This is a genomic window from Pseudoalteromonas sp. P1-25 (assembly GCF_001401805.1).
GTDB lineage: Bacteria > Pseudomonadota > Gammaproteobacteria > Enterobacterales > Alteromonadaceae > Pseudoalteromonas.
In genome coordinates this window covers 1-11,253 of the sequence record NZ_LKDW01000054.1, presented here as the reverse complement: position 1 = coordinate 11,253, position 11,253 = coordinate 1, and the positions used below count along the sequence as shown (strand labels likewise).

Genomic DNA, 11,253 nt, shown 5'->3' with positions numbered 1-11,253 from the left:
CTTTGAATTCCTATAAACGGAAGTTTGCTTCCGAAATATAGCAATATTGGGTTAGAAACCGGAAGTTTACTTCCGTTTTGTACTTTAAGTTTATAAACCGGTGTTTAATGAAAGCTGGGAAGTCTAGAGGTACAAGCAAACATTGGGTTATTAAATTTAATAATTAGCTTTTAGCTAAATTTAGAAAAACTTTAAAGCTGGTAGTTTGATTATTTGAACTGACCTCTATATTTCCACCGTTTGCTTGCGCTAGAGCTTTAACTATTGCAAGCCCTAAACCAGCTCCATCGCTGTGTCGTTGGCGCGATTTATCGGGTCGATAAAAGCGGTCAAATAAATAAGGTAAATGCTCAGAAGGTATTCTCTCCCCAGTATTAATCACTGAAATACATATTTTTTCAGCGGTAAATATTTCACTATTTACTGTGATTGATGAGCCTTTTGGGGCATACCTTATTGCATTGGATAGGAGGTTTGATAATAATTGGCGAAAGTGTAATTTGTCACAATAAAAACAAAGGTTTTGACCTTTTTTCTTAAATGTAATCAATGAGTCTTCAGCCAAAGCATCAAAGTACTCAAATAATGCTTCAATTTCATCATGGCTTTTTAGAGTATTTTGAACGGGTTTAACCAGTCCATTCTGAGTTTTTGCAAGCCAAAGCATATCACTAACCATCTTAGTTAGTCGTTCCAGCTCTTCTAGATTAGAAAACAATAATTCTTGATACTCTAACAACTGTCTTTTTTTAGATAAACCAACCTGTGTTTGAGTGATTATATTTGTTAGTGGAGTACGTAACTCATGCGCAATATCACTAGAGAAATTTGATAAACGAATAAATTCACCTTGGAGCCTGTCGAGCATCGAGTTAAACGACTGCACCATATTAACAAGCTCAATAGGCACTTTATTTTCATCAAGCCTTACATCCATCTTATTAGTTTGGATGTCATGCATTTTCTGACTCAAACCTCGTAAAGGGTTCAATCCTTGATGTATAGCAAACCAAGCCACCAATAAAATGAGTACCGCAGAGCCAAACATAATAGCCCAAAGACTTTGTTGAAATTGATTGAGAAAGTGTAAATGAAAGCTCATGTCTATCGCTGTAGTAATTTTGTATTGCTGTTGCCCAGTACTTAAATTACTCACCAGAGCTCGGTAGGTGTGGGTATCATTTTGCCATGAGGTAATGTTGTTACGGTTAAAGCCAGCTGAAGCATTAGCACTCATTACAAAATCACTAAAATCTCGTTCAGAACTTTGAAAAATGAGCTCTCCTTTTGCGGTATTTACCTGATAGTAAACACCGTGATGACCCGCTACAGCGTTAGATAATTCATTTTTAAGTTTCAGGTTTGATTTATACTGTTGTCTTAAAACTAATTCAATAGATTGATTAATAACATGCAGTTCACTACTATCTTGCTGGAAAAAATGATGTTTTATCGAACTATTTATTAAGGTGGCAACTAAAGTTAAGCACGCAATAACGGTTACAGCGACAAACAACACAACACGCATCGTAAGTGATAAAGGCCGTGACTTAATAGCCATCAGTTTCAACCTCTAATTTATAGCCCATACCACGAACCGTATGAATTAATTTAACAGTAAAGTCATCATCAACTTTTGCTCTTAGCCTACGAATGGCAACATCAATCACATTGGTGTCGCTATCAAAATTCATATCCCATACTTGAGAAGCAATTAACGAACGTGGCAGTACTTCACCTTCGCGCCGTAACAATAGTTCAAGTAAGCTAAACTCTTTATTACTCAATAAAATACGCTTGCCTGCACGTTGTATTTTTCGCTTTGGAATATCCATTTCTAAATCAGCAACTATCAGTATATCGTCAACTGTTTGTACTACACCACGGCGAATAAGAGTGCGTACTCTTGCTAAAACTTCAGCAAAAGCAAAAGGCTTTATTAAATAGTCATCAGCACCAAGTTCGAGCCCCTTTACTCTATCGTCTATACTATCGCGAGCAGATAAAAATAGTACTGGGGTTTTGTTATCTGCTTCACGTAGCGACTGTAAAATTTTCCAACCGGATACGTCAGGTAACATGACATCAAGTATTATTACATCAAATAAGTCGGTCATTGCTAGGTGATGACCGTCAAGTCCATTGCGCGCCAAAGAAACCTGAAAACCAGCTTCACTTAGTCCCTGTTTTAAATAATCTCCTGTCTTTGATTCATCTTCAACAACTAATAAGCGCATACAATTCCTTCATTAAAGTCCTAACAACTACCTCTGCAAATATTATGCAGTATCTGTCACTACAGCAACATGACACCAACATTACAACTTTGTAATGTTCGCGTCATGTTTAAGACAGGTCTATTTTCTATACTCAATACATATTCTGGTATGAAGGAGTAAGGAAATGGGGTTTAAAAAGTCATCACAACAGGTTAGCACACCACGAAGACGATTTGTTCAAGGCTTAATTGCAGGAGGTGTACTTGCTGCTTTTCCGAGTGTATTACATGCTGCATCATCTTTAGTAGCAGGAACAATAACAGGCACTGTGCCCGAACTTAGCGGCAAAGTAATTGATCTGGTTATAGATGAATCGCCGGTTAACTTTACTGGCGTAGTACGTATGGCGACAACTATCAATGGCTCTATACCCGCCCCTACCTTGCGCCTCAAAGAAGGCGATGACGTTACTATTAGAGTAACAAATAAGTTATCAGTACCGAGTTCAATCCATTGGCATGGTATTATTTTACCGTATCAAATGGATGGCGTACCTGGTATCAGTTTTAAAGGCATTATGCCTGGCGAAACCTTTGTTTATAAATTTAAATTACAACAAAGCGGGACATATTGGTATCACTCACATAGTGGCTTTCAAGAAATGACTGGCATGTACGGTGCATTAATTATTGAACCGCGAGAAAAAGATATTATTAGTGCAGATAACGAGCATGTTATTCAATTATCTGATTGGACTGATGATGACCCAATGGCGCTGTTCCGCAAATTAAAAATACAGAGTGATGTATTTAACTTCAATCAGCCCACTGTTCCAGAATTTTTTGATGACGTTTCAAATAGCGGTGTTTCGAATGCTTTGCAACGCCGCAAAATGTGGAATCAAATGAGAATGAATCCTACAGATTTAGCTGACTTATCTGCATCAGCAATGACCTTTTTAATGAACGGTAGTACGCCAATGTCAAATTGGCGAGGAATGTTTAAAGTTGGAGAAAAAGTAAGACTTAGGTTTATTAATGGCTCAAGCAATACTTTTTTTGACGTTCGTATTCCCGAACTAAAACTAACAGTTGTACAAGCTGATGGGCAAAACGTTGAACCAGTGACAGTTGATGAATTTAGATTCGGCCCTGGTGAGACCTACGACGTAATTGTTGAGCCTAAAAATGATGCCTATACGATTTTTGCTCAAAGTATGGATCGCTCTGGTTACGCAAAAGGAACTTTATCAAGCTCGCCTAATATTGATGCGCCAGTACCTGCACTTGACCCTGTTGAATGGTTAACGATGACCGATATGATGGGCAATATGACCCACGGCGGTGAGCATTCTGCAATGGCAGGTATGGCTGGCATGTCAGGTATGAACTCTAAAGAAATGGATCATAGCGCTATGGAGCACGGTGCAATGGCGATGGATCATAGCAAACATGGTATGTCTGAAAACCCATTGGCAGTTGCCAGCCCTAAAGTGCGTCATGCCAAAACGGAGTATGGAGCTTCAGTTGATATGCGCGTTGATATGCCTAGAACAAATCTTGATGATCCTGGTATTGGTTTACGTAAAAATGGTCGCCGTGTTTTAACACTTGCAGATTTACACTCACTTGAAGGGATCACTAACCAGCAAGAGCCAGAAGCTGAAATTGAGTTGCATTTAACCGGAAATATGGAACGTTATAGCTGGTCATTTGATGGCTTAGAATTTGGTAAAAGCACGCCAGTGCATATGAAGCATAACCAACGTTTAAGAGTTATTTTACAAAACGATACCATGATGACGCACCCTATGCATCTGCATGGTATGTGGAGTGATTTAGAAAACGAGCAAGGTGATGTGCAAGTGCGACGTCATACAATACCTGTTCAACCCGCACAAAGAATCAGCTTTTTAACCACCCCTCACGATGTAGGGCGCTGGGCTTGGCATTGCCATTTATTATTCCATATGGATGCCGGCATGTTTAGAGAGGTAGTCGTATCATGAAACAATTAAAACTATCTAAATCATTTAGTTTATTAATGTTAACTGGGGCTTCATTAATTAGTTTCCCTTTATTAGCGCAAAGTGAAATGGCACAAATGAATAGCGCTAAGATGCAACCACAAGGAGGAAGTGCACCTAAAGATGCAAGAGACCCCCATGCTTACTCTGCGGGAACAACTTTAACAGAAGGCCCATATGCGCTTGAGGGCAATGAGCGATTAACACTCGCTGATGAGCATCCATTTTACGCATTACTAGGCGATCGTCTTGAATATAACGAGCAAGCAAACGCAGGTGTATTTGACTTACAAGCATGGTACGGCACTACCTTTGATCGATTGGTAATTAAAACCGAGGGTGATTTCAGCGAAGGAAGTATTGAAGAAAACCAAACCGATATTTTATGGGGTCACGCCGTATCAGCATATTGGGATACTCAAGCAGGTGTTCGTCTTGATTACAATAAAGAAGGTGAAAATCGGCAATGGTTGGCTTTTGGCTTACAAGGTTTAGCCCCTTATTGGTTTGAACTTGATATGACAGCATACGTAGGTGAGCGAGGCAATACCGCATTTACGTTAGAGGCAGAGTACGAACTACTACTCACGCAAAAGCTAATTATACAACCGCGAGCCGAAATTACACTTTATGGCAAAAACGATAAACAAAACGAGCTTGGAAGTGGCCTATCAAGCAGCGCGATTGGCTTTAGGGTTCGTTATGAATTTACACGCCAGTTTGCGCCCTATATTGGCGTTGAATGGAGCAATAAATTTGGCAATACCGCCGACTATGCCACATCAAGTGGACAAAGTAGCAACAACACCGCATTTGTTGCGGGTATTAAATTTTGGTTTTAATCATTTTAAATAAGAGGTAATTATGAAGTTTTTTAACTCTGCAGTAGCCATTTTAGGTTTAGTGCTTACATTTTCCGCATCAGCGCATATATCACTCAAGCAATCAATACCTGCACAAGAAGCCATGTTAATGCAAGGACCAGAGGAACTTTCGTTAATTTTTAGTGGTGAAGTAAGGCTAGCAAAAGTCATCATCAAAGATGAAAAAAATAAAACAATAAACTTTGATTTCAAACCCAGCGCCACCCCAAGCACAGACTTTAATTGGTCATTACCGAGCCTAGCCCAAGGCACTTACACGGTTAAATGGACAGCACTGGGTGGTGATGGACATAAAATGACTGGCACGTTTAGATTTATGGTACATAAAAATGAATCGCATAAGATGATGCAAGAACAATCTAATACCCACAGCAAACATAATCATTAAGTAGCAACATCATGCAATTAAGTGAATGGTCAGTGCTCTTACTATTATTAAAACTAGCAAGCTATATAGCAATTGTAGGGCTTGCGGGCACTTTATTAATGCGCTTTATGTGTGGCAACAGCAATGTTGCAGGGCATCACTTAATTAGCTTTCATCAGTTCTTAAAACGTTGGCAAATTACGTGTGTAGTTACAGGTAGTATTGCTGCACTTTTACAAGTACCTATAGAAGCTGGAGCAATGGCTGAATCAGGCTTTATGGGAATGTTTGACCCCTTTATGCTTGAAATTGTTTGGCAATCAGTCATAGGTGACCAAGCAAGGTTTAGAATACCAGCGCTTATTATTGCTCTAATTAGCGCATGTATGTGGAATGTGGAATCAGATGATAACGTAGCAGGTTATAAAAACGGTGCCGTTATACTAATCATGCTTGGGTTTATCGCTTATAGCTTCACTTTTACTGGGCACAGTGCAAACGAAAATGGGTTAGTGAAAAGTATTTTAACCTTTCACCTTATTGCCATTGCGAGCTGGTTAGGGTCATTGTGGCCGCTTTACAAAAGCTGCACTTTACTACCTACCAGTGAAGTAAAGCGGTTAATGCATTACTTTGGTCAACTCGCTATTGTTATTGTATTTGTACTACTTATTTCGGGCTTAACTCTGCTCCTGCAGTACCTAGAGTCATTTTCTGCATTGTTTACATCAGATTATGGGCAACTAATTTTATTAAAGCTGTTACTCGTCAGCGCGATGCTGCTCCTAGGTGCATGGCATAAGCTTTTTTTAGTCCCGCAAATCACTCAACAACACCATATAAGTATATTAAAACGCTCGATTACTGTTGAAATAGTAATTGCCCTGTTTGTACTTATTACAACAAGTGTATTTACCACACTTGTTGGTCCGCCTATTTAACGATTAATAAAAAGGGAAACGTATGTTAATTAAATCCTTTAATTTAAAAATTTTATTGCTACTAATTTTTAGCACTGTTAGTTCTTTTACTGTTAGTGCACATGACGATGAAAAATATTCAAAAAAAGGCAAGGCCTTTGTCAATGTTGATAGCGAGGCTGCAAAAACAGTCAGCCTATTTCATGCATCTCTAAAACAAGGCAATCGCGAAGCTGCACGTAAATTACTGGCCGACGATGTCATCATTTTTGAAGGCGGAAGTGTTGAGCGTTCTGCAGATGAATACGCGAAACATCATATGATAGCGGATATGAAATTCTTAAGTGCTGTTAATAGTGAACTACTAGAGCATCAAGTTTACACAAATGGAGACATAGCTTACTCAATTTCAAGAAGTAAAACTCAAGGAAAGTACAAAGGAAAAGATATTAAGTCTATGGGAATGGAATCAATCACATTAAAAAACACCGATACAGGTTGGAAAATCACTCATATTCATTGGTCAAATTAAGGAGTTAACAATGCGAGTAATCTACATTACCTCAGCGTTATTTTTATCATTAACTATGTCATTTTCGGCGATAAGTATCGAAAAACAACATAAAGCATTAATAACTTATGAGAATTCAGAAAAACCTAAAATTGAGCTTACCGTTTATAAAAGTAAAAATTGTGGATGTTGTAATAAGTGGATTGCTCATTTGAGCGAAAACAATATTCAAACAAAAGCAATTAACGTCAATGACATGGGGACGATTAAATCTCAGTATCAAATAAAACCAAATATGCGGTCATGCCATACAGCCGTTTCAGCCGATGGATTTGTATTTGAAGGTCATGTTCCCGCCAAACATATAAAACAGTTTTTAGCTGAACAACATCCTGAAAAGACGATAGGGCTCTCTGTTCCCGCTATGCCTGCTGGTACGCCAGGTATGGAAATGGGCGATCGCTTTTATAAATATAATATTGAAATGCTTACGCACGATTTACAGCAAAATACTTATAAGCATATTAGCAAATACGCTGAGCAGTTTTAACACTTATGGCACAACTCTTGATGTAATAATAAACATTGATTCAATGATTAAATATATAGTGGGTTTACGCCTAATAACCTGTAAGAATTACCCATTGGTATAAATGATATACAAAGTAAATGATAGAAAGGAGCCATCTAATGTCGCAGTATTTAAAGTTTTTCTTAATGATAGCCACATCAACATTAGTCATGTTTGTACTGATGTATTTGAATACTTATCAGCTAAGTCATGTTTTTTTTAGTGAAACTCGCACTTATATGGCGCTTTATATGGGAGCCATGATGGCAGTGATAATGCTACTTTTCATGCTCAATATGTATAAAGATAAAAAGAAAAATATAACAGTACTCATTGCTAGTGTTACCGTATTTGCGGGAAGTTTATTTTTAGTTCGATCACAAGCGACTGTTGATGATAGCTCATGGATGTCGGCGATGATCCCACATCATTCAATTGCAATACTCACCAGTGAAAGGGCAAAAATCAAAGATAAGCGAGTCCAAGAGCTTGCAACAAATATTATTGAGGCACAGCGTCGTGAGATTAAAGAAATGCAGTGGTTACTAAAGGATATAGAGAAAAATGGCCTAGCAGAAACTCAGGAGCAAGCACAATCTAGGACCGTACCGGATTTTAATGCTAAGTAAAATTTTATACCAATACATAAAAGGGAGCTAAACATGAGTAAATCAGCCCAACTTTTTAGAATGGCCACAGATGAGCATATTTGCCCGTTTGGTTTAAAATCAAAAGACCTACTAGAGCGAGAGGGATATACAGTTGATGATCAGCTATTAACTTCTCGAGAGCAAACAGATGAATTTAAAAAACAACACAGTGTAGAAACTACACCTCAAACATTTATTGATAATAAACGTATAGGTGGCTATGACGACTTACGCGATTACTTTGATAAGCCAAAAGCTGGGCAAGAAGGTACAACTTACACGCCCGTGATTGCGATTTTTTCGGTTAGTTTTTTGCTTAGTGTGGCATTTAGTTTTGCAGCGAATAATAGCTTATTATCAATGCAAACCGCTGAACTATTTGTAGCCCTAACAATGGCAGTGTTAGCAATACAAAAGCTTCAAGACTTATTTAGCTTTACTAATTCATTTATAACCTATGACTTAGTCGCTATGAAAGTAGTCAGGTACGCCTATGTTTACCCATTTTTAGAAGCATTTGTTGGCATTGGAATGATAGCCGGATTACCAGCCTATATTATTGCCCCTATTTCATTGTTCATAGGTGGGGTTGGTGCTGTTTCAGTGATAAAAGCAGTCTATATAGATAAACGAGAGTTAAAATGTGCGTGTGTAGGCGGTGACAGTAACGTACCACTAGGGTTTATCTCCCTAACAGAAAACCTGTTTATGATCGCTGCCGGTATTTGGATGTTTATTAAGTAAACAACAGCTTTAATTTAAAAACATAATGGTGTACTAGTCAAGTTGTACCAGCTCATATCTGATCTTACAGTTTAAGTGAATACGTTTAGACTTCATCAGGCAGACTGCTATGAGCGAATTGCAGACGGTCGAATTAGTTGCCTTCTCCTAGCTTGCAAGGTAGCCTGTAAAGCATTCATAAAAACATGGACGCACTATGAAAGCTTTCTTTTTCATTTTTCTATTTGTCTTTTCTATTAGCTGTCTCGCTGTTGTAAAAAGGCATGATATTCCCCCTGAGAATTATGTGTCGAAAGAAGCTCCTAACTTCTTAGTGGATATGCCTCATGAAGGGCATGGCGCTTTAATTAACCCAAGGTGGGTTGTAACTGTCGCGCATACCATTTTTTATAATTATATTGGTAAAAGTTTAAGGATTGGATCAAATACATATCAAATTGAAAAAGTGTACATACATCCTGAATTTGAAAAACCTAGCGAAAGTTTGTTGAAAGGAAATTTAGCGCCTTTAATGAGTTTTTTTAAAGCAAGAAGTGATATTGCATTAATCAAATTAACTTCGCCTGTGAGCGATGTATTACCGATTACTCTTTACACAAACACAAAAGAACAAGGAAAAACAGTTACAGTTTTTGGTAGAGGTGCCACAGGTAATGGGCTTATTGGCGAAGAGTCTGAGACTAAATCTTTGAAACAGCTGAATCACTTCCAAAATATTATCGAAAATGCAGAAACTAATTGGCTGACATTCAGGTTTGATAAGGCACCTAATGGATTACCTCTAGAGGGAATGCACGCTTCAGGTGATAGTGGTGGAGCCTCTGTCATTTATCAGGGTGGTATACCCTTTCTTGTAGGGCTTTCAAGTTGGCAATTAGCGCATGGCGATATTTCTGATTTTAAGGGTGGGTTATATGGTACAACTGCATATCAAGTGAGAATTTCCAATTATAGTAAGTGGATTAAGGATGTATTAGCTAGCGAACCAAAAACTGTCAATTAGCGTCTGTTTTGGGACTGTAATGAAGTTCGACCTAGAGCGAGAAGCGGACGGTCGTTTAAGCTCGTTCTTGGACAATTTTGAGTTACATAGGTTGTTAAATTAACTCAGTTAGAATTAGGTGATGTATTGAATAAGCGGCTCGCCACGGCGGACTTTCTGGCAGTGTGGATGATGTGCAACGCAAGCAAACTCTGTTGGTTATGACGGGTTTCATAGGGTAAGCTAGTACATAACCTACTGACTGAGAAATATTTATGGACACAATAAAGAGCAAAGCTAGAAGGCAACCTCCATACAAATCCATTTGGTTTTGGGTGTTGCCATTTTTCACTCTAATTGTAGTGTTGACATTGGTCTCTATGGCTCAAAATGTCTCTGGCTTCTCTGAGGGGCTAAAACATACATTAGAAACCTATCGGATACCGCTGGCTTCTGTTGTTTTTTGTGTTACGACATTAATTCAATGGTTGATAGCTCACAACTCAAATAAGCCATCCGAATTAGAGGAGCAGCAAGTAATAAATAGACACCTTAGAGATGAGTATGATGTTAGTGAGCGTCTTTTAATTAAGCAGTTTGGTAAATTATCCTCTGACCGTGCATTTACTTTTATTTCAACAGATGACTTGCCAGCAATTCACTCAAAGGTGTATGCGGAAGACCGTCTAATTAAACGTGGTAAACTAAGTGTCTGTGATGAAGCGATACGAGCCATTGACTACTACTTTCGGAATACCGAAAGGCTACTAGAAGAAGCTCTAAACCTATTGCAAAACGAAGAAGCCAAAGAAACGCCGAACAGGCACATCAAAGAAAGTCTGATCATCCAGCTAATTCAGTATTTAAATCAATGTGCACTAACACTGCATTATGAAATTGGGATGAGGGTGATTAATTTGGATAGCTCAGATATAAATACCTACCGAGATGCTTTTTTCGAAACACTCCATCTAACAAACTTCTTAGGTGGAGAGTTATCCCCCATAGTGAATCAAGTGGTTGAAACCCCATCAACTGAAAAATCCAACTCACAAGAGGATATACTGAACATGTTTGTTGCTGCCCATGAAATAGCGGAGAGTTTAGTGACCAGTAGTGAAGGGGCTACATTTGGTGGCCTGTATAGAAGCATCCAGCTAAGGTCGATCATCAAACAAGCGCAGGGTTCTCCTTTATACCTATTAGCTTGTCAGGTTATTCAAGATATTGTTCTTGAACCACTACTAGGCGAAAGCGATAAAATAGGCGCTGTGGAGGTTGATGACAACTATCCAAAATATGACATATACAACCAAGCTGGAGAGAAGAAGCTAACTCTCGGTTACAAAGAGGTAGATGAGAACACTCTTACCCTCATC

At 38.5% G+C, this 11,253-nt stretch carries 12 protein-coding genes; 10 read left to right on the top strand and 2 right to left on the bottom strand.

Features of this window, described 5'->3' with window-relative positions; all coding sequences use genetic code 11:
* Nucleotides 1-163: 163 nt before the first annotated feature.
* The gene (locus AN393_RS19160; protein WP_055018910.1) at nucleotides 164-1,561 is read right to left on the bottom strand and encodes a heavy metal sensor histidine kinase; all 1,398 of its coding nucleotides are present in this window, start codon (nucleotides 1,559-1,561) and stop codon (nucleotides 164-166) included.
* Entirely contained in the window at nucleotides 1,551-2,237 is a 687-nt protein-coding gene (locus AN393_RS19155) for a heavy metal response regulator transcription factor (protein WP_004588805.1), read from the bottom strand. Before AN393_RS19155 ends, AN393_RS19160 begins: the two co-directional genes overlap by 11 nt.
* Before the next feature lie 166 nt (nucleotides 2,238-2,403).
* On the opposite strand from AN393_RS19155, the gene AN393_RS19150 reads away from it, so the two are divergent.
* The 10 genes from AN393_RS19150 to AN393_RS19105 all read left to right on the top strand — a co-directional run.
* Nucleotides 2,404-4,227, top strand: a complete 1,824-nt coding sequence (locus AN393_RS19150) for a copper resistance system multicopper oxidase (RefSeq protein ID WP_055011432.1) — start codon at nucleotides 2,404-2,406, stop codon at nucleotides 4,225-4,227.
* Entirely contained in the window at nucleotides 4,224-5,087 is an 864-nt protein-coding gene (locus AN393_RS19145) for a copper resistance protein B (RefSeq protein WP_055011431.1), read from the top strand. Before AN393_RS19150 ends, AN393_RS19145 begins: the two co-directional genes overlap by 4 nt.
* 22 nt (nucleotides 5,088-5,109) lie before the next feature.
* Nucleotides 5,110-5,517 (top strand): copper resistance CopC family protein, encoded by a 408-nt coding sequence (locus AN393_RS19140; RefSeq protein ID WP_004588802.1) that lies wholly within the window; start codon nucleotides 5,110-5,112, stop codon nucleotides 5,515-5,517.
* Between the two features lie 11 nt (nucleotides 5,518-5,528).
* Nucleotides 5,529-6,437 (top strand): copper resistance D family protein, encoded by a 909-nt coding sequence (locus AN393_RS19135; RefSeq protein WP_024032685.1) that lies wholly within the window; start codon nucleotides 5,529-5,531, stop codon nucleotides 6,435-6,437.
* Between the two features lie 22 nt (nucleotides 6,438-6,459).
* Entirely contained in the window at nucleotides 6,460-6,948 is a 489-nt protein-coding gene (locus AN393_RS19130; RefSeq protein ID WP_008109928.1) for a nuclear transport factor 2 family protein, read from the top strand.
* Nucleotides 6,949-6,958: 10 nt separating this feature from the next.
* The gene (locus AN393_RS19125; RefSeq protein ID WP_004588799.1) at nucleotides 6,959-7,477 is read left to right on the top strand and encodes a DUF411 domain-containing protein; all 519 of its coding nucleotides are present in this window, start codon (nucleotides 6,959-6,961) and stop codon (nucleotides 7,475-7,477) included.
* Nucleotides 7,478-7,617: 140 nt separating this feature from the next.
* Entirely contained in the window at nucleotides 7,618-8,127 is a 510-nt protein-coding gene (locus AN393_RS19120) for a DUF305 domain-containing protein (protein ID WP_024032683.1), read from the top strand.
* A 33-nt stretch (nucleotides 8,128-8,160) separates the two neighbouring features.
* On the top strand, nucleotides 8,161-8,892 hold the full coding sequence (locus AN393_RS19115; protein ID WP_055018909.1) for a MauE/DoxX family redox-associated membrane protein: 732 nt from the start codon (nucleotides 8,161-8,163) through the stop codon (nucleotides 8,890-8,892).
* 196 nt (nucleotides 8,893-9,088) lie between these two features.
* Entirely contained in the window at nucleotides 9,089-9,895 is an 807-nt protein-coding gene (locus AN393_RS19110; RefSeq protein ID WP_055018908.1) for a trypsin-like serine protease, read from the top strand.
* Nucleotides 9,896-10,149: 254 nt separating this feature from the next.
* A partial coding sequence (locus AN393_RS19105) for a hypothetical protein (RefSeq protein WP_152968295.1) occupies nucleotides 10,150-11,253 on the top strand: 1,104 nt, incomplete at its 3' end.

Coding starts and splice junctions, on each gene's coding strand:
- AN393_RS19135 (WP_024032685.1), top strand. CDS start 5,529: ATGCAATTAAGTGAATGGTCAGTGCTCTTACTATTATTAAAACTAGCA.
- AN393_RS19160 (WP_055018910.1), bottom strand. CDS start 1,561: ATGGCTATTAAGTCACGGCCTTTATCACTTACGATGCGTGTTGTGTTG.
- AN393_RS19145 (WP_055011431.1), top strand. CDS start 4,224: ATGAAACAATTAAAACTATCTAAATCATTTAGTTTATTAATGTTAACT.
- AN393_RS19125 (WP_004588799.1), top strand. CDS start 6,959: ATGCGAGTAATCTACATTACCTCAGCGTTATTTTTATCATTAACTATG.
- AN393_RS19110 (WP_055018908.1), top strand. CDS start 9,089: ATGAAAGCTTTCTTTTTCATTTTTCTATTTGTCTTTTCTATTAGCTGT.
- AN393_RS19130 (WP_008109928.1), top strand. CDS start 6,460: ATGTTAATTAAATCCTTTAATTTAAAAATTTTATTGCTACTAATTTTT.
- AN393_RS19155 (WP_004588805.1), bottom strand. CDS start 2,237: ATGCGCTTATTAGTTGTTGAAGATGAATCAAAGACAGGAGATTATTTA.
- AN393_RS19120 (WP_024032683.1), top strand. CDS start 7,618: ATGTCGCAGTATTTAAAGTTTTTCTTAATGATAGCCACATCAACATTA.
- AN393_RS19140 (WP_004588802.1), top strand. CDS start 5,110: ATGAAGTTTTTTAACTCTGCAGTAGCCATTTTAGGTTTAGTGCTTACA.
- AN393_RS19115 (WP_055018909.1), top strand. CDS start 8,161: ATGAGTAAATCAGCCCAACTTTTTAGAATGGCCACAGATGAGCATATT.
- AN393_RS19150 (WP_055011432.1), top strand. CDS start 2,404: ATGGGGTTTAAAAAGTCATCACAACAGGTTAGCACACCACGAAGACGA.